The 23,430-nt window shown below is 76.1% G+C and carries 19 protein-coding genes; 14 read left to right on the forward strand and 5 right to left on the reverse strand.

Annotated features, from left to right (window positions below; all coding sequences use genetic code 11):
- Positions 1-62: 62 nt before the first annotated feature.
- The 5 genes from BKA21_RS18345 to BKA21_RS18365 form a co-directional block, all read right to left on the reverse strand.
- Positions 63-1,079 carry an NAD-dependent epimerase/dehydratase family protein gene (locus tag BKA21_RS18345; protein ID WP_170209115.1) on the reverse strand — a complete coding sequence of 339 codons (1,017 nt, stop codon included), beginning with the start codon at positions 1,077-1,079 and terminating at the stop codon, positions 63-65.
- Positions 1,076-1,807 (reverse strand): hypothetical protein, encoded by a 732-nt coding sequence (locus tag BKA21_RS18350; protein ID WP_170209116.1) that lies wholly within the window; start codon positions 1,805-1,807, stop codon positions 1,076-1,078. Before BKA21_RS18350 ends, BKA21_RS18345 begins: the two co-directional genes overlap by 4 nt.
- Positions 1,804-5,205, reverse strand: a complete 3,402-nt coding sequence (locus BKA21_RS18355; protein WP_140460406.1) for an aminotransferase class I/II-fold pyridoxal phosphate-dependent enzyme — start codon at positions 5,203-5,205, stop codon at positions 1,804-1,806. Before BKA21_RS18355 ends, BKA21_RS18350 begins: the two co-directional genes overlap by 4 nt.
- Positions 5,198-6,556 (reverse strand): beta-ketoacyl [acyl carrier protein] synthase domain-containing protein, encoded by a 1,359-nt coding sequence (locus tag BKA21_RS18360; protein ID WP_170209117.1) that lies wholly within the window; start codon positions 6,554-6,556, stop codon positions 5,198-5,200. The genes BKA21_RS18355 and BKA21_RS18360 overlap by 8 nt, the downstream gene beginning before the upstream one ends.
- A gap of 64 nt (positions 6,557-6,620) precedes the next feature.
- Positions 6,621-6,857 carry a hypothetical protein gene (locus tag BKA21_RS18365; RefSeq protein ID WP_170209118.1) on the reverse strand — a complete coding sequence of 79 codons (237 nt, stop codon included), beginning with the start codon at positions 6,855-6,857 and terminating at the stop codon, positions 6,621-6,623.
- Between the two features lie 77 nt (positions 6,858-6,934).
- On the opposite strand from BKA21_RS18365, the gene dhaK reads away from it, so the two are divergent.
- The 14 genes from dhaK (at position 6,935) to ffh (ending at position 23,425) form a co-directional block, all read left to right on the forward strand.
- Positions 6,935-7,930: a dihydroxyacetone kinase subunit DhaK gene (gene dhaK / locus BKA21_RS18370; RefSeq protein ID WP_140460408.1), complete on the forward strand. Its 996-nt coding sequence runs from the start codon at positions 6,935-6,937 to the stop codon at positions 7,928-7,930.
- Between the two features lie 45 nt (positions 7,931-7,975).
- Positions 7,976-8,617 carry a dihydroxyacetone kinase subunit DhaL gene (dhaL, locus tag BKA21_RS18375; protein WP_140460409.1) on the forward strand — a complete coding sequence of 214 codons (642 nt, stop codon included), beginning with the start codon at positions 7,976-7,978 and terminating at the stop codon, positions 8,615-8,617.
- Between the two features lie 28 nt (positions 8,618-8,645).
- Positions 8,646-9,368, forward strand: coding sequence for a dihydroxyacetone kinase phosphoryl donor subunit DhaM (gene dhaM, locus BKA21_RS18380; RefSeq protein ID WP_140460410.1), 723 nt, complete (start codon positions 8,646-8,648; stop codon positions 9,366-9,368).
- Positions 9,369-9,427: 59 nt separating this feature from the next.
- The gene (locus BKA21_RS18385; RefSeq protein WP_140460411.1) at positions 9,428-10,033 is read left to right on the forward strand and encodes a TetR/AcrR family transcriptional regulator; all 606 of its coding nucleotides are present in this window, start codon (positions 9,428-9,430) and stop codon (positions 10,031-10,033) included.
- Between the two features lie 82 nt (positions 10,034-10,115).
- Positions 10,116-11,822 carry an MDR family MFS transporter gene (locus BKA21_RS18390; RefSeq protein WP_140460412.1) on the forward strand — a complete coding sequence of 569 codons (1,707 nt, stop codon included), beginning with the start codon at positions 10,116-10,118 and terminating at the stop codon, positions 11,820-11,822.
- A gap of 15 nt (positions 11,823-11,837) precedes the next feature.
- Positions 11,838-12,230, forward strand: coding sequence for a DUF4233 domain-containing protein (locus BKA21_RS18395; protein ID WP_239072962.1), 393 nt, complete (start codon positions 11,838-11,840; stop codon positions 12,228-12,230).
- A 76-nt stretch (positions 12,231-12,306) separates the two neighbouring features.
- Positions 12,307-12,741 (forward strand): nucleoside-diphosphate kinase, encoded by a 435-nt coding sequence (gene ndk / locus BKA21_RS18400; RefSeq protein ID WP_140460414.1) that lies wholly within the window; start codon positions 12,307-12,309, stop codon positions 12,739-12,741.
- A 125-nt stretch (positions 12,742-12,866) separates the two neighbouring features.
- Positions 12,867-16,418, forward strand: a complete 3,552-nt coding sequence (gene smc / locus BKA21_RS18405) for a chromosome segregation protein SMC (protein WP_140460415.1) — start codon at positions 12,867-12,869, stop codon at positions 16,416-16,418.
- A 107-nt stretch (positions 16,419-16,525) separates the two neighbouring features.
- On the forward strand, positions 16,526-16,855 hold the full coding sequence (locus BKA21_RS18410; RefSeq protein ID WP_140460416.1) for a hypothetical protein: 330 nt from the start codon (positions 16,526-16,528) through the stop codon (positions 16,853-16,855).
- 83 nt (positions 16,856-16,938) lie between these two features.
- Positions 16,939-18,138: a signal recognition particle-docking protein FtsY gene (ftsY, locus tag BKA21_RS18415; protein ID WP_140460417.1), complete on the forward strand. Its 1,200-nt coding sequence runs from the start codon at positions 16,939-16,941 to the stop codon at positions 18,136-18,138.
- A 181-nt stretch (positions 18,139-18,319) separates the two neighbouring features.
- Complete coding sequence (locus BKA21_RS18420) at positions 18,320-19,627, forward strand: ammonium transporter (protein ID WP_140460418.1); 1,308 nt, start codon at positions 18,320-18,322, stop codon at positions 19,625-19,627.
- Positions 19,627-19,968 carry a P-II family nitrogen regulator gene (locus BKA21_RS18425; RefSeq protein WP_140460419.1) on the forward strand — a complete coding sequence of 114 codons (342 nt, stop codon included), beginning with the start codon at positions 19,627-19,629 and terminating at the stop codon, positions 19,966-19,968. Before BKA21_RS18420 ends, BKA21_RS18425 begins: the two co-directional genes overlap by 1 nt.
- Before the next feature lie 22 nt (positions 19,969-19,990).
- Complete coding sequence (locus BKA21_RS18430) at positions 19,991-21,784, forward strand: [protein-PII] uridylyltransferase (RefSeq protein ID WP_140460420.1); 1,794 nt, start codon at positions 19,991-19,993, stop codon at positions 21,782-21,784.
- 27 nt (positions 21,785-21,811) lie between these two features.
- A complete protein-coding gene (ffh, locus tag BKA21_RS18435) occupies positions 21,812-23,425 on the forward strand; it encodes a signal recognition particle protein (RefSeq protein WP_140460421.1) in 1,614 nt (537 codons plus the stop codon).
- Positions 23,426-23,430 lie beyond the last annotated feature (5 nt).

Here is a 23,430-nt window from a genome sequence, read left to right on the forward strand (position 1 = left end):
CCCGCGCGGCACCAGCCTCCCGCGCGGCGGTCCGACGGGTGCCCGTCTCACGCGTGCCGGTCTCACGCGTGCCGGTCCGCCGCGTGCCGCGGCACCGCCGTGCCCGGGCGCGGTGCTGCCCCGGCGGCGAGGGCCGCGACGTCGTCGGCCGTCAGCCGGGGCGCCGCCCAACCCAGCGAGCGGATCCGGTCGTCACCGACGAGCTGGTCGCGCTCCACCTGGTACATCATCTCCACCTGCTCCCGCGCGGCCCGGCTCACCAGCGCCGCGACCCGCACGACCGGGGCCCGCAGGGGCCGCAGGGGCACGGTGCGCCCGTCACCGCGCGCCCGGCCCAGCGCGGCGGCCAGCGTCCGCCCGGTGACGGGCTCGACCACCGGCAGGTGCAGCACGCGCCCCGCCCGCAGGGCCGGCTCGTGCGCGACCCGGACGAGCGCCGCGGCGACCTCGGGCGTCGCGGCGAACGTGTGCACCGCGTCGGGGTCGCCCAGCCACGGCAGCGCAGGCCGGGCGGCCCGCGTAGCCGCCACGACGGCGTCCCAGGGCAGGACGGTCGTGGTGGCGCCCGGGCCGAGGAAGTCCGCGGCCCGGCACACCACCACGTCGAGGCCCGCGTCGGCGTGCCGCTCGAGCACCCGCCACCCGGCGAGCCGGGCGGCACCCTTGCGGCTGCACGGGGCGAGCGGGGTCGTCTCCGTGAGCGCCCCGGCAGCGGCGCCGTACACGTAGACGTTGTCGAGGAGCGTCAGCGGCAGCCCGAGGTCGGCGCACGCGCCCGCGACCGCGTCGACGAGCGGCGCCCAGCCGGCCGTCCAGGTGCGCGCCGCGTACGGCAGGCCGAGGGTGGCGACGACGGCGCCGCAGCCGGTGAGCGCGGTGCGCAGCGCGGCCCGGTCGTACCGGGGGAGGGTGCGCACCGTGGTGCCGGGTGGCACCGCCGGGGGCGCCGAGCGCCCCACGGCGACGGCGGGGAGCCCGCCCCGGGCCAGCTCGTCCAGCACGAGCGACCCGACCTGCCCGGACGCGCCGACCACCGCGGTCGGCGCCCCGGGCACGTCGCTGGCCGGGTCCCCGCTCACGTGCGTGCCCCCACGAGCGCCCGCCCGGCGGCGGCCGTGAGCGGGCCGGTGACGGTGGGTGCCACGGTCCGCGTCCCGTCGCCGGTGGCCGGTGCGTCGACGGGGGCCACCAGCGCGACCCGCACGCAGACGGCGCGCAGCCGGCCCTCGTGCCGCACCAGGTGCAGCCCCACGCCGTCCCCGGGCACCACGGGTCGCCCGTCCGCGCCGAGGGCGACGAGCGGCTCGCGCTCGTGCGGGCGCAGCAGGTCGGCGCGGCCGGCCTTGACGGCGCACTCCAGCGCCGTCCACGCCCGGACGCGGTCCCAGGGCGTGCGCAGCGCCTCCCGCTCGGCGGCCGTGAAGGCGTCGTCGAGGACGGCGTCGACCTGCGCCCACCGGTCCAGCGCGCACGCGTCGACCACCACGGCGTCGGGGGCCACCGCGACGTACGTGCGGCCCGCCTCGTGGGAGGCCGACACCCCGACACGTCCCGCGCCGACCGGCACCGTGTGGCACCCGGGCGCGAGGAGCGTCGCGACCAGCGCGTCGACGCGGGCCGGGCGGGGCGCGTCCGGCAGCGCCCCGACGGCGGTCCCGTCGGCCGCGCCGTCGAGGAGGACGGTGGTGACGGTCGCCGCGACGGCGGTGCGGACCTGCGGGTCGGTCCGCCACGGCGTGCCGTCGGGCAGCACGACCACCTGCACGTCCGTGCCCGGAACACCGACCGGGGTGGCGCCGGCGCTCATGCCGGCACCCCGGCGGCCAGCGCGTCCTCGACGGGCTCGGTCTCGACAAGCGCGGTCTCGACGGGCGCGGTCTCGACGGGCGCCGTCGCGAGCGGCACGCCCGCCTCCCGCAGGCACCGGGCGGTCACGTCGAGCGCCCGGTCGAGCTGGTCGTGGGTGTGCTCGCTGGTGAGGAAGAACCGCAGCCGGGACTGGTCGTCCGGCACCGCGGGGAACACGATGGGGTTGGCGCTGACGCCGTGCGCGGCCAGCCCGCGGGCCACCGCGACGGCGGCCTGCGACTCCCCGACGATGACCGGCACCACGGGCACGCCGACGGCCGGTCCGACGTCCATGCCGCGGGCGCGCGCGCCGGCGAGGAAGTGCTCCGCGTTGCCGCGCAGCCGGGCCAGGCGCTCGGGCTCGTCGCGCATCACCTGGATCGCGGCGAGCGAGGCGGCGGTGTTCGCCGGGGTCAGCCCGGCGCTGAACACGAGCGCCGAGAGCGTGTACCGCAGGTGCTGCACGAGGGACCGGTGCCCGGCGAGGTACCCGCCGCAGGACGACAGGCTCTTGGACAGCGTCCCCATGAGCAGGTCGACGTCCCCGGGGTCCACGCCGAGCTCCTCGCAGATGCCGCCGCCGTGCGTGCCGAGCACGCCGACGCTGTGCGCCTCGTCGACCATGAGGTGCGCGCCGTGCCGGCGGGCGGCCGTGACGAGCGCGGGCAGGTCGGGCAGGTCGCCGTCCATGCTGAACACGCCCTCGGTGACGACGAGCACGCGCCGGAACCGGTGGCGCCGGGCCCGCAGCGCCTCCTCGACGAGGTCGGCGCGCCCGTGCGGGACGGCGTGCCGGGTGGCCCCGGACGCCGCGATGCCCTGCTGCAGCGAGTCGTGCACGAGCGCGTCGTGGACCACGAGGTCGTCGGGCCCGTACAGGTGCGGCACGATCCCGGCGTTCGTGGCGTGGCCGCCGACGAGCACGACGGCGTCCTGCGTGCCGAGCAGCCCGGCGATCGCCTCCTCCAGCGCGGTGTGCACGGGCCGGTTGCCGGACAGGATCCGAGCCGCGGACACCGAGGTGCCGTACCGCTCCACGGCCTCCTGCGCGGCGGCGACCACCCGCGGGTGCCCGGCCAGGCCGAGGTAGTTGTACGAGCTGAACGAGAGCAGCTCCTGCCCGCCTACGCTCGTCGTCGCCCCCACCCGGCCGTCGTGCGGCAGGTAGTAGGGCAGGCCGGGGCCGCGGACGGCGTCGTCGAGCCGGGCGACCGTGGCCCGCACCTCGTCGAGGTCGGCGAGGCGCGCGGGCTCGGGGGAGGGGGACGCCGTCTCCGGGACGTCGATGACCGGGGTCGCGGGGCCCGGCACCGACGCTGCGGCAGGCACCGGTGCTGCCGGGGACGTCGGCGGCACGGCCGGTGCGGCGGGTGCCGTGGCGGCGGCGGTCGTGGCCGAGCCGGTCCCGGTCGCCGCGACGACCGCGGCGACGACGTCGTCGACGGTGCGCAGCGTGCGCATGTCGTCGGCGGCGGGGCGCCAGGCCGGGAAACGTCGCGTCAGGGTCGCGGCGACGTTCGTCATCATCAGGGAGTCCAGCCCGAGGTCGGGGCCGAGCAGCGCACCGCCGGGCAGGTCGTCGGCGGCGTACCCGCCGACCTGCGCGATGCTCGCGCGCACGGCGGCCGCGACGGCGGCGCGGGCCGGCGCCGGGTCGTCGGTCGGGGCGGTGGTGACGGTGGAGGTGCGTCGGGCGGTGGGCACGCCCGGTGCGGGCGGTGCCGCGGGCACGGGTCCGGTCGTGCCCACGGGCACCGGGACGTCGCCCGGGGCCGGGGAGGCCGGTGCGTCCGTCGCGGGGTCGCCGTGGGGGCGGGCGAGGGCCTGCGCCAGCACGGCGACCTGCGCGCCGAACAGCGCGAGCAGCTCGGTGGTGCCGGGGACCCCGGCCGGGGACGCGGTCGTCGGCGCGTCGGCGGTCGTGGTGGTCGTGGGGTTCGTGGTGGGGATGGTGGGCGTTCCGTGCAGCACGACGGTCTCCCGTCCTTCGGTCGGTGGGAACCTGCTGGCGGTCCCGAGGCGGCCGAGCACCAGGTGCGGGCGCGCGTCGGGGACGGTGAGGACGAGCTCGGCGAGGGCGGCCAGCGTGCCGCCCGTGGAGTCGTCCGGACCCCCGAGGCCGACGGTGCGGACCGTCTTCCCCGGGTGCGTGGCGTGGTGGGTCTCGGTGAACGTCCGCAGCAGCGAGGTGCCCCCGCTGACCTGGACGACCACGTCGGGGCCGAGGCCGGCCGCGGTCGAGGCCGCCTCCCGGAAGCGCACCGGGCCGGCGATCTGCCGACCGAGCAGTGCCAGGGCGTCCTCGACGTCGTCGACGACGTCCCCGGACACCGACGACACGCACGTGACGTCGCCGCGGGCCGGCGCCGGGGGGCGGGGGGTGGCGGCGAGCCGGGTGCGCATCGCGGCGTCCGCGGCGGCGTAGTGCGGGGTGTGGAACGCCCCGGCGGTCGCCAGCGGCGTGGACGCGGTGCCGGCGGCCTCGAGGTCGGCGGCGAGCGCGACGAGCGTCGTGAGCGGTCCGCCGAGCACGACCTGCCGCGGGCCGTTGTCGCAGGCCACGTGCACGCCCGGGTGGGCGGCCACGATCCCGGCGACGTCCGCGGCGCCGGCGCGCACGGCGAGCATGCCGGTGTCGGGGGCGCCGGTGCGCATGCACGCGACGCGGTGCCGCACGATCTCCAGCACGGTGCCCTCGTCGAGGATCCCGGCGGCGTGCAGGGCGCCGAGCTCGCCCACGGAGTGCCCGAGCACCACGGCCGGGCGCACGCCGATCTCGGCGAGCGCCGCCGTCGTGGCCAGGGCCGTCACGGTGAGGAGCGGCTGGGCGACGGCGGTGTCGTCGACGCCCGTCGGGTCGGCCGCGCGGCCCGTCCAGGCGTCGGACAGGTACGGCCGCAGGGGCGGCGTGCCGGGCCGGTCGGCGAGCAGGTCCTCCAGGCGTCGCACGTGCGCGGCGTACGACGGCAGGAGCCGGGCGAGCCCCGCGTGCTCGCCGGTGCGCTGGCTGCCCTGCCCGGGGTAGAGCAGCAGGACCCGGGCGGGGCGGTCGGCGTGGTGCGTCGCGACCCCGCGTGCGGCGAGCGTCGCTCCGGCGGGGACGGTGCCGTCGCGCACGGCGGCCAGCCCGGCGGCGAGCGCCGCACGGTCGGCGGCGAGGACGACCGCCCGGTGCGGGCGCAGCGGGACGAGGCCGCAGCGGGCGGCGACGTCGGCGACGTCCCACGCCGGGGAGTCGCCGCGGTGGCCGGGCAGGGCCGGGTCGGGGCGGGTCACGGCGTCGAGCAGCCGGCCCGCGCGGGTGCGCACGTCGGCGTCGTCGTCGCCGGACAGGACCACGGGGACGACGTCAGCCACGGCCGACCACCGCCTCGGGGTGCGCCAGGACGGCGTGGGCGTTGGTGCCCCCGAACCCGAAGGCGTTGACCGCGACGCGCCGGACCCGGGCGGGCGGGTCGCCGGGCGTGGGGACGACGAAGGGCGAGCCCTCCAGCAGCGGGTGCCACCCCGCGTCGTCGGCGGGCTGCGGCGTCCACCGCCCGTGCCGCAGGGTGAGCAGCACCTTGACCAGCGCGAGCGCGGCCGATGCGGCCATGGTGTGCCCGACGACGGCCTTGACGGAGCCGAGCGGCACGCTGCCGGGTGCCGCGTCGGGCACGACCTCGCGCAGCGTCTCCAGCTCGGTGCGGTCGCCGACGACCGTGCCGGTGCCGTGGCCCTCCACGGCGTCGACCGGCGGGCCGTCGGTGCGGGCGGCCCGCACGGCGGCGACCTGCCCGGCCACCGTCGGGGTCATCACCCCGGGCGCGCGCCCGTCGTTGGCGCTGCCGCAGGCCTCGACCACGGCCAGGACGTCGTCGCCGTCGCGCTCGGCGTCGTCGAGGCGGCGCAGCAGCAGCAGGGCGCCGCCCTCCCCGATGACGAACCCGTCGGCGGCCCGCGTGTACGGGCGGCACGCGCCGGACGGCGACAGCGCGCCGATGGCGGAGAAGCCGGCGTGCGCCTCGGGCGTCAGCGCGGTGTAGACCCCGCCGACGACGCACGCGTCGACGGCGCCGGTGGCGAGCAGCGCGCGGGCGACGTCGAGCGCGGTGAGGCTGGACGCGCACGCGGAGTCCACGGCGAACGCGGGCCCGCGCAGGTCGAAGGCGTGCTGCACGGCCGCGGGCACCATGTTGGGCAGGACGCCCGGCATGGTGTGACCGGTCAGCGGCCGCACGGCCCGGGCGCCCGCCTGGCGCACGGCGGCCCGCTCGCCCGGCGTGCCGGTGCCGAGCGCCCCGTCGACGGTCATGGCGGCGAGCAGCGGTGCGGTGCTGACGGCCCGGTAGTCGGTCGAGCTGACGCCGACGACGGTGGCGACGCGGGTGCCGGGCCGGCGGACGTCGGTGCGGGCCCGGGCGAACAGCTCGGCCGCGAGCCCGAGCACGAGGCGCTGCTGCGGGTCCATGCGCCGTGCACGGGCGGCCGGGACGCCGTGCGCGCGGGCGTCGAACGCGTACGGGTCGGCGAGCGGCGCCATGACGTGCGCCCCGGCGCGACGGGCCCCGTCACGCGCCCCGGATTCGGGTGGTGGCCAGCGGTCGGCCGGGACGGCGCAGAACTGCGGCTGCGCGCACTGCACCAGGTTCCAGAACTCGTCGAGGTCGTCCGCGCCTGCGCACCGCGCGGCCGCGGACGTGACCGCGATCAGCGTGTGGTTCGACATACCTGCCCCCTGAACTGCATCGATACACCGTGCATCGGACGCTAGCAGCACAAGATGCGCATTGTCATGGGTCGCGCGACAATTCATCGGGGCGTTGCTCGCCGGCCATCCGAAGCCTGTTCGGATCGATCTCAAGAATGTCGACGGCGAGAAAGTCAAAAGCGGAGAATAAGGCTGCATTGTTGTTTGTGACAGTGACGAAGGTCCCCGTCCGTCGCCCGCCGTGCTGCACGGACGTGCACCGGGCGCGGTGCGCGTACGGTTGACGACCGTCCAGCAGGGGAGTGAGGTGGTCGTGCACGGACGACGACGTCCGGGCACGTCGCGGGCACGGCACCGGTGCGGCGCCCCGTGCCGCCGACCGAGGGAGGCACGAGAGTGAAGAAGCTCATCAACGACCCGCAGGACGTCGTCGCGGAGTCCCTCGACGGGTTCGCCCTCGTGCACGCCGACCTCGTCCGGCTGCGCACCGACCCGACCTTCGTCACCCGGGCCACGGGGCCCGTCGAGGGCAAGGTCGGCCTCGTGAGCGGCGGCGGCAGCGGCCACGAGCCCCTGCACGCGGGCTTCGTCGGGCTCGGCATGCTGGACGCGGCCGTCCCTGGCGCCGTGTTCACCTCCCCGACGCCCGACCAGATCGCCCCCGCCGTCACCGCGGTCGACGGCGGGGCCGGCGTCCTGACGATCGTCAAGAACTACACCGGCGACGTCCTCAACTTCGAGACCGCGGCCGAGCTCGCCGAGGCCGAGGGCACCACCGTCCGCCAGGTCCTCGTCAACGACGACGTCGCGGTCGAGGACTCGCTCTACACCGCCGGGCGGCGCGGCGTGGCCGGGACGCTGGCGGTCGAGAAGATCGCCGGCGCCGCCGCCGAGCGCGGCGACGACCTCGACGCGGTCGCCGCCGTCGCGGAGCGGGTGGTCGCCAACGTCCGCACCATGGGCGTCGCGCTCACCGCGTGCACCGTCCCGCACGTGGGCCGGCCCAGCTTCGACCTGCCCGACGACGAGGTCGAGATCGGCATCGGCATCCACGGCGAGCCCGGCCGGCACCGCGTCGGCCTGGAGGGTGCCGACGCGATCACCGAGCACCTCCTGACGCCCGTCGCGGACGACCTCGCGCTCGCCCGCGGCGAGAAGGTGCTGCTGCTCGTCAACGGGATGGGCGGCACGCCGCTGTCCGAGCTCTACGTCGTCTATCGTCGGGCACGCGCGCTGCTCGGCGAGCGAGGCGTCGAGGTGACGCGCTCGCTCGTGGGCAGCTACGTGACGTCGCTCGAGATGCAGGGCGCGTCGGTCACGGTCCTGCGGCTGGACGACGAGACCACCGCGTTGTGGGACGCTCCCGTGCACACCGCGGCGCTGCGCTGGTAGCAGCGGGCATCGCGCACGGGTGGGGACGAGTGCCGGAGGAGACGCATGACGCTGGACGTCGCGTGGGCGATCGACTGGGTGCGGCGCGCCGCGACCGCGGTCGTCGAGCACCGTGAGGAGCTCGTCGAGCTCGACCGTCAGATCGGCGACGGTGACCACGGGGAGAACCTCACGCGCGGCTTCACGGCGGTCGTCGCCAAGCTCGACGCGCTCGCCGAGCCGCCGGCGCTCGTCGGCGACGTGCTGCGCCTGGTGGCCACGACGCTGATGTCGACGGTCGGCGGGGCCTCCGGGCCGCTGTACGGCACGGCATTCCTGCGGGCCGCCAAGGTGACGGGCCTGCCCGCGCTCGGGCCGGACGGCGTCGTCGCGCTGCTCGAGGCCGGGCTCGAGGGCATCGTGGCCCGCGGCAAGGCCGTCCCCGGCGAGAAGACGATGGTCGACGCCTGGGCGCCCGCCGTCGCGGCCGCGGTGCAGGCCGCCGAGGAGGGCGCCCCGGCGTCGGAGGTCCTCGGCTCCGCCGCCCGCGCGGCGCACGCCGGTGCCCTGGCCACGATCCCGCTGGTCGCGACCAAGGGGCGCGCCAGCTACCTCGGCGAGCGCTCGGCCGGCCACCTCGACCCGGGCGCGCGCTCCTCGGACCTGCTGCTCGCGGCGGCGGCGCTCGCGGCGGGCGCGCAGCTGTGACCGTGCTCCGGCCGGCGGCGGGCCCGCGATGACGCGCGAGGTGGCCGCTGTCGCCCTCGTGCTGGTCTCGCACTCGCGCGAGCTGGCGCAGGGGGCGGCGCACGTGGCGGAGCAGATGGCCCCGGGGGTGCTCGTGGTCCCCGCGGGCGGCACGGAGGACGGGCTGGGCACGAGCTTCGCCCGCGTGGAGGAGGCGCTGGAGCGCGCCGCGGACGGCGGGCGGTCCGTCGTCGTGCTCGCGGACCTCGGCTCGGCGGTGCTGACGACGGAGGCGGTGCTCGAGATGGCGGACGAGGAGCTGGCGGCACGGGTGCGGGTCGCGGACGCGCCGTTCGTCGAGGGTGCGGTGGCGGCGGCGGTGACGGCGCACGGCGGCGGCGACCTCGCCGGGGTGCTGGCGTCGGCGCAGCAGGCGGGTGCGGTGTTCGCCGGGTCGGGGCAGGGGCCTGCGCCCGTCGACCCCGAGCCCGCGGCGGGCGAGCCGGACGTCGACGGCGCGGTGCGCGGGCGCGCGGTGCTGCGCAACCCGCTGGGCCTGCACGCGCGCCCCGCGGCCGTGCTGGCGCGGCGGCTGGCGGCCATGGACGCCCGGGTGACGATCAACGGGGTCAACGGCGCGAGCGTGCTCGAGCTCATGAAGCTCGGACTGGTCACGGGCGACGCGGTCGAGGTCGTGGCGCGCGGCGCGGCGGCCGGGGACGCGGTGGCGCTGGTCGTGGGCGAGGTCGAGGCGGGCTTCGGCGAGGTCTGAGGCGACCTCACCCGAATCTTGCATTGACTGCAAAGATGCAGCGGATGTAACTTTCCTGGGTGACCGGGACCATGGACCTGCCCGCGGCCGACGGGCTGCGGGCGCGCAAGAAGCGCGAGCGGCGCGAGCTGCTCATCGACGTCACGCACCGCCTCGTCGCCGAGCACGGCCTCGACGGCGTCACCGTGGAGGCCGTCTGCGCGCAGGCGGGCGTCTCCACCCGCACCTTCTTCAACTACTTCGAGACCAAGGACGACGCGGCGCTCGGCTTCGCGCCGTTCGCCGTCGACGGCCCGGCCGCCGAGGCGTTCGCCGCCGGCGGGCCGACCGGTCGCCTGCTGGCCGACGCCGAGGTGCTCGTGCGCTCCTGGCTCGACGTGCCCGCCGCCGAGCGCGCACGGTTCGAGCGCGGCCTGGAGCTCGCCCGCCGCGAGCCGCGCCTGCTCGTCCGCCAGATGGCGCTCATGGAGCGGCACAAGGGCGAGGTCGGGGCGCTCGTCGACCGCCGCCTCGGCACCGACCCCGCGCACCCGGCCGACCTCGTCGCCGGGCTGCTCGTGATGCTCCTGCACGTGTCCGTCATGCGCTCGGACGCCACCGGCGGCGACCCCGCCCAGCACGTGGCCGACGTGGCCGACGCCCTGCGCGCCGTGCTCCGCGACTGAGCTGCACCTACCCGTACCCACCCGAACGCCCACCCGCCCCGGCAGCGTCGCCGGCCGCACCACCACGAGAGGACCGCACACCATGGCCGGCACCACCACCGCACCCCCGCGCGCCACGGGAGGGGCCGACGCACCGCTCGTCGTGCTCACGCCCCGGACCGTCTGGGTCATCTTCGGCGCGCTCATGGCGTCGATGTTCCTGTCCTCGCTCGACCAGTCGATCGTCGGCACCGCGATGCCCACGATCGTCGGCGAGCTCGACGGCGTCGAGCACCAGGGCTGGGTCGTCACCGCGTACATCCTCGCCATCGCGATCGTCATGCCGCTGTACGGCAAGTTCGGCGACCTGTTCGGGCGGCGGTGGCCCTTCCTCGTGGCGATCGGGCTGTTCACGGTCGCGTCCGCGGGCGCCGGGTTCGCGCAGTCCTTCGGCGAGCTCGTCGCCTGGCGTGCCGTGCAGGGCCTCGGCGGCGGCGGTCTGATGATCCTGTCGCAGGCGATCATCGCCGACATCGTGCCCGCCAAGGAGCGCGGCAAGTACATGGGCCCCATGGGTGCCCTGTTCGGCATCGCGGCCGTCATCGGCCCGCTGCTGGGCGGCCTGTTCACCGACCACGCCGACTGGCGCTGGGCGTTCTGGATCAACATCCCCATCGGCATCGGCGCGTTCACCGTCGCGTGGTTCGCCCTCAAGCTCCCCAGCCGCCGCTCCCAGCAGCCGGTCGACGTGCTCGGCATCCTCTTCCTCGTGCTCGGCACGTCCGGTCTCGTGCTCGCCACGAGCTGGGAGTCCTGGAGCGGTCAGCGCGGCTACGACTGGTCCGACACCGGGCTGCTCGCGCTCGTCGTCGGCACGCTGGTGTCCATCGGTCTGTTCGTGCTGGTCGAGACCCGTGCCGCCGACCCGATCCTGCCGCTGCGCCTGTTCCGCAACCGCACGTTCACCATCGCCACGAGCATCGGCCTCATCCTCGGGATGGGCATGTTCTCGGCCCTGGCGTTCCTGCCGACGTTCCTGCAGATGGCCACCGGTGCCGGCGTCACCGAGTCCGGCTTCCTCATGCTGCCGATGATGGCCGGCGTCATGCTCACCGCCATCGGCTCCGGCATCGCGATCACCCGCACGGGCCGGTACAAGGTCTTCCCGGTCGTCGGGCTGGCCGTGACGACCCTCGGCCTCATGTGGCTCACGCGCCTGACGGGCGACATCTCGATGGTGCTGTTCGGGGCGATGATCTTCGTCCTCGGCGCCGGGATGGGCCTGGTCATGCAGACCGTCGTGCTCGCCGTGCAGAACGCGGTCGACCCGCACGAGATCGGCACCGCCACCAGCGCCAACAACTTCTTCCGCGAGATCGGCGCCGCGGTCGGCACGGCCCTGTTCTCGACGATCTTCACCTCCCGGCTCGCCGACGGCCTGGCCGACGTGTTCCCCGCGGGCAGCGGCGCCACGGGCGGCGGGGAGGCGTCGGGCCTGACGCCCGCGCTCGTCCAGCAGCTGCCCGACGCGCTGCGCGAGGGTGTCGTCGACGCCTACGCCGGGGCGCTCGCCCCCGCGTTCTGGTACCTCGTGCCGCTGGTCGCGCTGGGCCTCGTGCTCGCGCTCTTCCTGCGGGAGGTCGCGCTGTCCGACGTCGCCGGGATGGTCGCCCGCGGCGAGGCCGTCGCGGACACCGGCCGGGCGCCCGTGCCGGACGCGCCGGCGGTCGCCTCCCCGGCCGGTCCGGACGACCTCGCGCAGCCGGGGCCCGACGGGCGGGGCGACGAGGTGGGCGCCGCGCGCGGATAGCCTGGGCCGATGAGCATGCACGGCGCCCGCGGCGGTGCGAAGCGACCGGCCCTGCCGCAGTTCACGCAGATGACGCTGGTCCTCGAGGCCGTCCTCGTCTTCTTCGCCACCCTCGTGGCCTTCGGGCTGCGGGTCGCCCCGCCGGTCACGGTGTGGACGATCGGCGGCGTGACGATGCTCGTGCTGCTCCTCCTCTCGGGCTACGTCGGCCGGCCCGGCGGCTACGTCGCCGGGTCGGCCGCCCAGCTCGCGGTGCTCGCCTTCGGCGTGCTCGTGCCGATGATGTTCGTCATCGGGGGGCTGTTCGTGGTCCTGTGGGTCGTCTCGCTGCGGCTGGGCGCGCGCATCGACCGCGAGCGTGCGGCCTACGACGCGGCGCACCCCGGCGAGGTCCCGCCGGCCGCCTGACCGGTCCCCTGGCCAGCCCCTTGCCCGGACGTCCGTCCAGCCCGGGGCCCGCGGCGCCTTCGCTAGGGTGACGCCCATGGCAGACGCACCCCTTCCGCAGCGCACGCTCGTCCTGGTCAAGCCCGACGGGGTCCGCCGCGGCCACGTCGGCGAGGTCCTGCGCCGCATCGAGGCCAAGGGCTACACGCTCGTGGCCGTCGAGCTGCGCCACGCGAGCACCGAGCTGCTCACCGAGCACTACGCCGAGCACGCGGGCAAGCCGTTCGTCGGCGCCCTCGTGGACTTCATGCGCTCCGGCCCGGTCCTGGCGGCCGTCGTCGAGGGCCACCGCGTGATCGAGGGCTTCCGCTCCCTGGCCGGCGCCACCGACCCCACCGTCGCCGCCCCCGGCACGATCCGCGGCGACCTCGCCCGCGACTGGGGCACCAAGCTCATCGAGAACATCGTCCACGGCTCGGACGGCGAGGAGTCCGCGGCGCGCGAGATCGGGCTCTGGTTCCCCGCGCTCTGACCGTCCGCACGGCCGGCCGGACGACCCGGCCGACGGCGCCACGTGCGCCGACGGGCCCGTACGGCGCCGCCCCCGCACCGCGGGGCGTGCGCGGTGCGGGCCCTCGCGTTGCCTAGGCTGCCCCCGTGCACCTCAAGACGCTCACGCTGCGCGGGTTCAAGTCGTTCGCGTCGGCGACGACGCTGAGCTTCGAGCCCGGCATCACCTGCGTCGTCGGCCCGAACGGCTCGGGCAAGTCCAACGTGGTCGACGCGCTGGCGTGGGTGATGGGGGAGCAGGGCGCCAAGTCGCTGCGCGGCGGCAAGATGGAGGACGTCATCTTCGCCGGCACGTCCGGCCGCCCGCCGCTGGGCCGTGCCGAGGTGTCGCTGACGATCGACAACACCGACGGTGCGCTGCCGATCGAGTACTCCGAGGTCACGATCTCCCGGACGCTGTTCCGCAACGGCGGCTCGGAGTACGCGATCAACGGGCAGGGCTGCCGGCTGCTCGACATCCAGGACCTGCTGTCCGACTCGGGCCTGGGCCGCGAGATGCACGTGATCGTCGGGCAGGGGCAGCTCGACGCGGTGCTGCGCGCGACGCCGGAGGAGCGGCGCGGCTTCGTCGAGGAGGCCGCGGGCGTCCTCAAGCACCGCAAGCGCAAGGAGAAGGCGCTGCGCAAGCTCGACGCGATGCAGGGCAACCTCACGCGACTGGGCGACCTGACCACGGAGATCCGCCGCCAGCTCGGGCCGCTGGGCCGGCAGGCCGAGGTCGCGCGCAAGGCGGCCGTCGTGCAGACCGACCTGCGGGACGCCCGCGCGCGGCTCCTCGCCGACGACCTGGCCCAGCTCATGGCCGCCCTGGAGCAGGAGATCGCCGACGAGTCCGCGCTGCGCGTGCGCCGCGAGCAGGTCGAGGCCGACCTCGCCGGGGCCCGGGCGCGGCTGGCGGGTCTGGAGCAGGCGGCGGCGGAGGCTGCGCCGGCCGTGAGCGAGGCCTCGGAGGTCTGGTACCGGCTGTCGTCGCTGCGCGAGCGGCTGCGCGGCACCGCGTCGCTGGCGGCGGACCGGGTGCGGCTGCTCGGCTCGGCCGCGGCCGAGCGCACGTCCGGCCAGGAGCCGCGCGACCTCGAGGCGCAGGCCGAGCGGGTGCGCAGGGCGGAGGCCGAGCTCGCGGCCGAGGTCGAGGTCGCCCGGGCCGCGGTGACGGCCGCGACGACCGCGCGCCAGGACGCCGAGACGGCCGCGCAGGGCGCCGAGCGGGCCCTGGCCGACCTGCAGCGCACCGCCGCCGACCGTCGGGAGGGCGTCGCCCGTCTCGCGGGGCAGGTCGCCGCGCGCCGCAGCCGCGTCGAGGCCACCGAGGGCGAGATCGGTCGCCTGCGCGAGCAGCTGGCCGCCGCGCAGGAGCGCGCGCAGGACGCGACCACCCGGTTCGCCGCCCTCGAGTCCCAGGTGGCGGGCGTCGAGGAGGGCGAGGAGGGGCTCGACGCCGAGCACGAGGCCGCCGCCGAGCAGCTCGACGCCGCGACCGCGTCGGTGCAGGACCTGCAGGACCGGCTGCGCGCCGCCGAGCGTGAGCGCGACCAGCAGGCGTCCCGCGTCGAGACCCTCGAGCTGTCCCTGACCCGCAAGGACGGCGCGGGCGCGCTGCTCGCCGCCGACGGGCTGCCCGGCACGGTCGGCTCCGTCGCGGCGCTCCTGCAGGTCGACACCCGCGACGAGGACGCGGTGGTGGCGGCCCTCGGGGCGCTGGCCGACGCCGTGGCCGTGGAGTCCGTCGACGCCGCGGTGGACGCGATCCGGTACCTGCGCACGGAGGACGCGGGCCGGGCCACGCTGCTCGTCGCGAGCGGGGCCGGCGCGTCGGACGTGCCGCTGCCCCCGGGCGTCGACCGGGCCGTGGACCTCGTGCAGGCGCCGCCGTCCGTGCGCGACGCGGTGCACGCCCTGCTCGCCGACGTCGTGGTCGTCGACGACCTGGCCGCGGCCCGCCCGCTGGTGGCGGCGCACCCGCGGCTCGTCGTCGCCACCCGCACGGGTGACGTGCTGTCGCAGGTGCGGGCCTCGGGCGGGTCCGCGACGGCGCCGAGCGCCCTGCACCTGCAGGCCGCCCTGGAGACGGCGCGCGAGACCGGTGCGGCCGCGGGTGCCGAGGCCGAGCGGCTGCGGTTCGCGCTGGCCGCCGCGCAGGAGGCCCGCACCGCGGCCGTCGCCCGCGTCGAGGCCGCCCTGGACCGCCTGCACGAGTCCGACGCGGCGCTCGCCGCGGTCGCCGAGCAGCTCGGGCAGCTCGGCTCGGCGGCGCGCGCCGCCGGGGCGGAGGCCGAACGGGTCGAGCGCTCGCTCGAGACGGCCGGCCGCGCGCTCGCCGAGGACCACGCCGCGCTCGCGGAGCTGGCGGCGCGGCTGGCGGCGGTGCAGGAGCAGCCGGAGGACTCCGAGGCCGCGATAGCGCAGGCCACGGCCCGTCGGGACGAGGCGGCGACCGGGGCCACCACCGCCCGCGCCCGCGAGACGGAGGCCCGCCTGACGCTGCGCACGGCCGAGGAGCGGGCCCGCGCCCTGTCCGGCCGCGCCGAGAGCCTGGAGCGCGCGGCCGCGGCCGAGCGGGCCGCCCGGGAGCGCGCCGCGGCGCGCGAGCGGGCCCGGGCCCGGCAGGCGTCCGTCGCGGGGGCCGTGCACGCCGCGGCCGTGCAGGTCGTCGCGCTGCTCGACGTGGCGCTGCGGCAGGCGTCGGACGAGCGCGACGCCGCCGAGGCCGCACGGGCCGAGCGCGACCGGGACCTGACGGCCGTGCGTGGTCAGGTCGACGCGCTCGCGCGGGACCTGGCCGAGCTGACGGACGTCGCGCACCGCGACGAGATGGCCCGCACGCAGCAGCGGCTGCGCATCGAGCAGCTCGAGCAGCGCGCGGTCGAGGACCTCGGCGTCGACCCCGCGATGCTGCTCGAGGAGTACGGCCCCGACCGTCCGGTGCCGCTGGTGCCGCCGCCCGCCGACGAGGACGCGCCCCGGGCCGTCCCGTACGTGCGCGCGGAGCAGGAGAAGCGCCTGAAGGCCGCGGAACGGGCGCTGTCGCAGCTCGGCCGCGTCAACCCCCTCGCGCTGGAGGAGTTCGCGGCCCTGGAGGAGCGGCACCGCTTCCTCGTCGACCAGCTCGCCGACCTCAAGAAGTCCCGCACCGACCTGCTGCAGATCGTCAAGGACATCGACGAGCGGGTCGAGCAGGTGTTCAGCGAGGCGTACCGCGACACCGCCGCCGCGTTCGACGTGGTGTTCCCGCGGCTGTTCCCCGGCGGGGAGGGGCGTCTCGTGCTCACCGACCCCGAGAACATGCTGACCACGGGCATCGAGGTGGAGGCGCGCCCGGCCGGCAAGAAGGTCAAGCGGCTGTCGCTGCTCTCCGGCGGCGAGCGGTCGCTGACCGCGGTGGCGCTGCTCGTCGCGATCTTCAAGGCCCGCCCCAGCCCGTTCTACGTCATGGACGAGGTCGAGGCCGCCCTCGACGACGCGAACCTCGGGCGGCTGCTGGAGATCTTCCGCGAGCTCCAGGACGACTCCCAGCTCATCGTCGTCACGCACCAGAAGCGCACCATGGAGATCGCCGACGCGCTCTACGGCGTCACGATGCGCGGCGACGGTGTGACCACCGTCATCAGCCAGCGGCTGCGCGAGGACGCCGCCGTCTGACCGCCGCTGGGCCGCCCGGGCGACGCGCTGTGAAGGTTTGGTGGTCGCACCCCGCGGACCGCGCGTCGGCGTCGGCGGCGGCCCGGTCGTGGGATGACACTGGACCCGTGGTCGTCGTCCTCATCGTCATCGTGCTCGCCCTCCTCGCAGCGGCGGGCGTGGTCCTGCTCGCCAGCACCGCGGCGACGCCCGGCGGCGACGGGTCGGCCTGGGAGTCGTTCCGGCGGGGCTGGCGCTCGCGCCGGCACCCCGACGCCGACCAGCTCGACGCCGCCCGCGCCGCGGCCGTCGAGCCCGTGGACCTCTCGCTCGCCCAGTTCCTGCGGGAGACCGCCGAGGTCGGCGACGCGTACCTCAACGTCGACGAGCTCGCCGACGACCTGCAGCGCGCCCGCGACCGCGCGGTCCGCCCGCTGAAGGCCCGCCGCTCCGCCTGACGACCGCACCGACGGACGCGCGCCGGCTCCGGCGTCGCCGCGTCGCGGGCGACCACCCGTCGACCTCCTGACAGACTGACGCCGTGGATCTCACCGACCTCCTCCCCGTCCTCATCGGTGCCCCCGTGGTCGTCGCCGGCGCCGTGGCCGCCGTCGTCGTCCGACGGCGGGGCAGCGGAGCCCGGCCCCCGGCCGACGGGTCCACCGGCACGTCGACGCCGGGCGCCGCGGCGACGGTCGTCCCGCCGGACGTCGCGGTCGAGCCGACCGCCGCGGCGGCCGAGACGATGCCGTCGCCCGTCGCGGCGGACGCGGTCACGGCCCCGCCGCTCGACACCCCCGCCCCCACGGCCGGGCGGCTGCGGCGGCTGCGCGAGCGGCTCGCCCGGTCCGGCTCCCCGCTGGGGGCCCGCCTGCTCACCGTGCTCTCGCGCGACCACCTCGGCGAGGACGACTGGGACGAGCTGGAGGAGACCCTGCTCCTCGCGGACATCGGTGCGGGCCCGACCGACGAGCTCATGACGGCGCTGCGCACCCGCGTGCGCGTCGACGGCGTCCAGGACGGCACGCAGGCCCGGGCCGTGCTGCGCGAGCAGCTGCTCGCCCTCGTCGACCCCGCGCTGGACCGGGGCCTGCGCACCACGCCCGGCACGGCGGAGGACGGGTCCCGGGTCCCGGCCGTCGTGATGGTCGTCGGCGTCAACGGCACCGGCAAGACCACGACGGTCGGCAAGCTCGCGCGCGTGCTGGTGGCGGACGGCAGCACCGTGGTGCTGGGTGCCGCGGACACGTTCCGCGCGGCCGCGGCCGACCAGCTGCAGACGTGGGGCTCGCGCGTGGGCGTGCGCACGGTCCGCTCGGACCGTGACGGCGCCGACCCCGCCGCCGTCGCGTTCGACGCCGTGAAGGCCGGGCGTGCCGACGGTGCGGACGTCGTGCTCGTCGACACCGCGGGCCGCCTGCAGAACAAGACGGGCCTCATGGACGAGCTCGGCAAGATCACGCGCGTCATCACGCGCGAGGCCCCGCTGTCGGAGGTCCTGCTCGTCCTCGACGCCACCACCGGGCAGAACGGGCTCCAGCAGGCGCGCGTGTTCGGCGAGGTCGCGGGCGTCACGGGCATCGTGCTGACGAAGCTCGACGGCACCGCCAAGGGCGGCATCGTCGTGGCCGTGCAGCGCGAGCTCGGCGTGCCCGTCAAGCTCGTCGGCCTGGGGGAGGGCCCGGACGACCTGGCGCCCTTCGACCCCGAGGCGTTCGTGGACGGCCTGCTCGGCGACTGAGCGCCGCGCCGGGGCGGGTGTCCCAGGACTCGGACATCCGCCCTGGTCGAAACAGAACGTTTACACCCGCCCGGTGCTTGTCACGTCGCGGTAACCCGGCGAGCGTGCGACCGAAACCCGCCTCCACGACCGTGGTCCGCGACCAGCCACCCCCAGGCTGGCGAGGGGAGAGGCGAACTCCATGGCATTCGAACTCGACAGCGGGAACACGGCGTTCATCATCTTCGCCGCGTCCCTCGTGCTGCTGATGACGCCGGCGCTGGCGTTCTTCTACGGCGGCATGGTGCGCGGCAAGAGCGTCCTGAACATGATGATGATGAGCTTCGGTGCCCTCGGCATCGTCTCGATCATCTGGGTCGTGTACGGCTACTCGGCGACCTTCGGCACGGACATCGGCGGGTTCATCGGGAACCCGCTCGACTTCCTGGGCCTGCAGGGCGCGACGGACGACCAGAGCCTCATGGCGGCGACGGGCGTGCCGTTCCTCGTGGCGGCGGGCTTCCAGCTCACGTTCGCCGTGATCACGGTGGCGCTGATCTCCGGCGCGGTGGCCGACCGCCTGAAGTACGGCACGTGGCTGGTCTTCGCGGCCCTGTGGGCCACGATCGTGTACATCCCGATGGCCCACATGGTCTGGGGCGGCGGCCTGCTCGGCGGCGGCTACCTCCTGGCCGACTCGCTGCCGATGCCGATCGACTTCGCCGGCGGCACCGTGGTCCACATCAACGCCGGCATCGCCGGTCTCGTCCTGGCGGTCGTCGCCGGCAAGCGCAAGGGCTTCGGCACCGAGGCGATGCGCCCGCACAACCTGCCCTTCGTCATGCTCGGCGCCGCGCTCCTGTGGTTCGGCTGGTTCGGCTTCAACGCCGGCTCGGAGTTCGCGGCGGACGCCACGGCCGGCCGCGCGTGGCTCAACACCACCGTCGCCACGGCCGTCGCGCTGCTCGCCTGGATCGGCACCGAGAAGCTGCGTGACGGTCACGCCACGTCGCTGGGTGCCGCGTCGGGCGTCGTCGCGGGCCTCGTCGCCATCACCCCGGCGGCCGCGGCCGTCGACACGTGGGGCGCGATCGCCATCGGCCTCGTCGCCGGCGTGCTCTGCGCCCTGGCGGTCGGCCTGAAGTACAAGTTCGGCTACGACGACTCGCTCGACGTCGTCGGCGTGCACCTGGTCGGCGGTCTCGTCGGCACCGTCCTCATCGGCCTGTTCTCCACGGACGCCAACGCGACCTGGTACCCGGACGGCGCCGCGAACGGCCTGTTCTACGGTGGGGGTGCCGGCCAGCTGGTCACCCAGATCATCGTGGCGCTCGCGGCCATGGTCTTCAGCGGCCTCGCGACGCTCGTCATCGCCCTGATCCTCAAGGCGACGATCGGCCTGCGTGTCCCCGAGGACCAGGAGGTCCAGGGCATCGACCTCGCCGTCCACGGCGAGACCGCGTACGAGACGCAGGGCTCCGGCGCCCGCGTCGTGACGGAGGTGAAGTGATGACGAAGCTCGTGACTGCTGTCATCCAGCCGCACCGGCTGGACGACGTCAAGTCGGCCCTCGAGGCCGCGGGCGTCCGTGGTCTGACGGTGAGCGAGGCCAGCGGCTACGGCCGCCAGCGCGGCCACACCGAGGTGTACCGGGGCGCCGAGTACACGGTCGACCTGGTCCCGAAGGTGAAGATCGACGTCCTCGTCGCGGACGAGGACGCGGCGGGGGTCACCGAGGTCATCGTCCAGGCGGCGCAGACCGGCAAGATCGGTGACGGCAAGGTCTGGGTCGTGCCGGTCGAGGACGTGGCTCGCGTCCGCACCGGCGAGCACGGCGACGACGCCCTCTGACCGGGACGGCGCCCGCACCCGCATGAATGCAGCACGGCCGCCCGCAGGGGGCGCGGCCGAGAACGGCTCGTCGCAGGTCCCGCACCCCGCCGGGGTGCGGGACCTGCGTGCCGCTCGGCTCGACCTCGCCGCCCGGATGACCGGCCCCGGGACCGACGGCGTCGCCCGTCGGCGCGCGATCGCCGACCTCGTCGTGCACGCCCTCGCCGGGCTCTGGACCGAGGCCACGCAGGGGCGTGACGTCACCGGCGTCGCGCTCGGCGTCGTCGGCAGCGTCGGGCGCGGCGACGCCAGCCCCGTCAGCGACCTCGACCTGCTCCTCGTCCACGAGGGCCGCGGGCACTCGCCCGCCGAGCTCGCCGAGCTGGCCGAGCGGCTCTGGTACCCGATCTGGGACGCCGGGCTCGACCTCGACCACTCGGTCCGCTCGCTCGCGCAGTGCCGTCAGGTCGCCTCGCGCGACCTGCCCGCCGCGGTCGGGCTGCTCGAGCTCCAGCACGTCGCCGGCGACGGCCTCGTCGTGGCCCGGGCGACCTCCGCGCTCCTGGCCGACTGGCGCTCGGCCGCCCGGCGCCGTCTGCCCGAGCTGCTGGCCTCGACCAAGCAGCGCGCCGACCGGCACGGCGAGCTCGCGTACCTCATCGAGCCGGACCTCAAGGAGGCCCGGGGCGGCATCCGCGACGCGGTCGTGCTGTCCGCGCTCGCCGCGACGTGGCTCACGGACCGCCCGCACGGCGCGGTCGACCACGCCTACACCCACCTGCTCGACGTGCGCGACGCCGTGCAGGTCAGCACCCGCCGGCACACCAACCGCCTGCTCCAGGCCGACCAGGACGAGGTGGCCTCGCTCGTCGGGTTCGACGACCGCGACGACCTGCTCGCGTCGATCGCCGAGGCAGGCCGGGTCATCTCGTACGCGCTGGACACGACGGCCCGCAACGCCCGCCAGGCCCTGCAGCGCCCGGCGCGCACGCCCCGGCTCGTGCGCGGCCGGCGGACCCCGCCGCGCCTGCGGACCATCGCCGAGGGGCTCGTGGAGCACGACGGCGAGCTCGTGCTCGCGGTCGACGCCCGGCCTGCCGAGGACCCCGTGCTCTCGCTGCGCGCCGCGGCGACGGCCGCCCGCACGGGGCTGGTGCTCTCGCCCGTGACCGTCGCCAGCCTGGAGCTGACGCCGCCGCTGCCGACCCCGTGGCCGCGCGCCGCCCGCCAGCAGCTGCTGCACCTGCTGGGCTCCGGCCCGGCGCAGGTGCCCGTGTGGGAGGCGCTCGACCTGGCGGGCGTCGTCACGACCTGGGTGCCGGAGTGGGCCGGCGTGCGCAACCGCCCGCAGCGCTCGGCGATCCACCGGCACACCGTCGACCGCCACCTCGTCGAGACCGTGGCCCGCGCGGGACGGGACCGCCGTGACGTCGCCCACCCCGACACGCTGCTGCTCGCGGCGCTGCTGCACGACATCGGCAAGCGCGCCGGTGCCGGCGACCACTCGGTGGAGGGTGCCCGGCTGGCCGGGCCGATCGTGGCGCGGATGGGCTTCGGGCCCGAGGTCGGCGCCGACGTCGTGCGACTCGTGCGCGAGCACCTGACCCTGTCCGAGCTGGCCACCACGGCCGACCCGGAGGACCCGGCGACCGTGGCGCGGCTGCTCGAGGCCGTCGACCACCGGGCCGACCTGCTGGTCATGCTGCGGGCCCTGACGGAGGCCGACGCGTCGGCCGCCGGGCCCGCCGCCTGGACCACCTGGCGCCAGGCGCTCGTCGACGACCTCACGGCACGGGCGGCACGGGCGCTGGACGGTACCCTGGGACGTCCGTAGAAGTCCGTCTCCCTCAGCGAGGTCCGGTTGTTCGCCACCCTGTCCGACCGTCTGACGTCGACGTTCAAGAACCTGCGGACGAAGGGTCGGCTCTCCGAGGCCGACATCGACGCCACGATCCGGGAGATCCGGCGCGCGCTGCTCGATGCCGACGTCGCCGTCCCGGTCGTCCGGCAGTTCACCGGCGCCGTGCGCGAGCGCGCGCTCTCCGCCGAGGTGTCCGGCGCGCTCAACCCGGCGCAGCAGGTCGTCAAGATCGTCAACGACGAGCTCGTGGCGATCCTCGGCGGGCAGACGCGCACGCTGGCCTTCGCCAAGCAGCCGCCGACCGTCATCATGCTCGCGGGCCTCCAGGGTGCGGGCAAGACGACCCTGGCCGGCAAGCTCACGCGCTGGCTCAAGGAGCAGGGCCACACGCCGCTGCTCGTGGCCGCCGACCTGCAGCGCCCCAACGCGGTGACGCAGCTCCAGGTCGTGGCGGAGCGCGCGGGCGTGCCCGTGTTCGCCCCGCACCCCGGCAACCAGGGCGCGGACGACGTGCTGCCTGCCGGCGCCGACCCCGTGGCCGTCGCCCGCGCCGGCCTCGAGCACGCGCGGACCCGCCAGCACGACGTGCTGGTCGTGGACACGGCCGGCCGTCTCGGCGTCGACGCCGAGCTGATGACCCAGGCCGCGGACATCCGCGACGCGGTCCAGCCGGACGAGATCCTCTTCGTCGTCGACGCGATGATCGGCCAGGACGCGGTCACCACCGCGCAGGCCTTCGCCGACGGTGTCGGGTTCACCGGCGTCGTGCTGTCCAAGCTCGACGGCGACGCCCGCGGCGGTGCGGCGCTGTCCGTCGCCAGCGTCACCGGCCGGCCCATCATGTTCGCCTCGACCGGTGAGAAGCTCACCGACTTCGAGGTGTTCCACCCCGACCGCATGGCCTCGCGCATCCTCGACATGGGTGACGTGCTCACCCTCATCGAGCAGGCCGAGAAGGCGTTCGACTCCGAGCAGGCCGAGAAGATGGCCGGCAAGCTCGTCTCGGGCGAGGACTTCACGCTCGAGGACTTCCTGGTCCAGATGCAGCAGCTGAAGAACATGGGCTCGATCAAGAAGATGTTCGGCATGCTGCCGGGCATGGGCCAGATGCGCGAGGCGCTGGAGAACTTCGACGAGCGCGAGGTCGACCGCATCGAGGCGATCATCCGGTCGATGACGCCGGGCGAGCGGCAGAACCCGAAGATCATCAACGGCTCGCGCCGCGCCCGCATCGCGCGCGGGTCCGGCACCACGACGAGCGAGATCAACCAGCTCCTCGAGCGCTTCGACGGCGCGAAGAAGATGATGCGCCAGATGGCCAAGGGCGGCGGCATGCCGGGCGGCGTGCCCGGGATGGGCAACCTGCCGGGCATGGGCGGCAAGAAGTCCCGCGGACGCCAGGCCCCCGCCAAGAAGGCGCGCGGCGCCCGCTCCGGCAACCCCGCCAAGCGCGCCGAGCAGGAGCGCGCCGCCGCGTCGCGGGGGGCGGGCGAGGGACCGGCCGCCCCCGCGGGCTCGGCGTTCGGCCTCGGTGCCCCCGCACCGCAGGCGCCCGCCGCGCCGACGGAGCTGCAGCTGCCCGCCGGGTTCGACAAGCTCCTCGGCGGTCGCTGACGGCC

The sequence above is a fragment of the Cellulomonas oligotrophica genome (assembly GCF_013409875.1).
Classification (GTDB): Bacteria; Actinomycetota; Actinomycetes; order Actinomycetales; family Cellulomonadaceae; genus Cellulomonas; species Cellulomonas oligotrophica.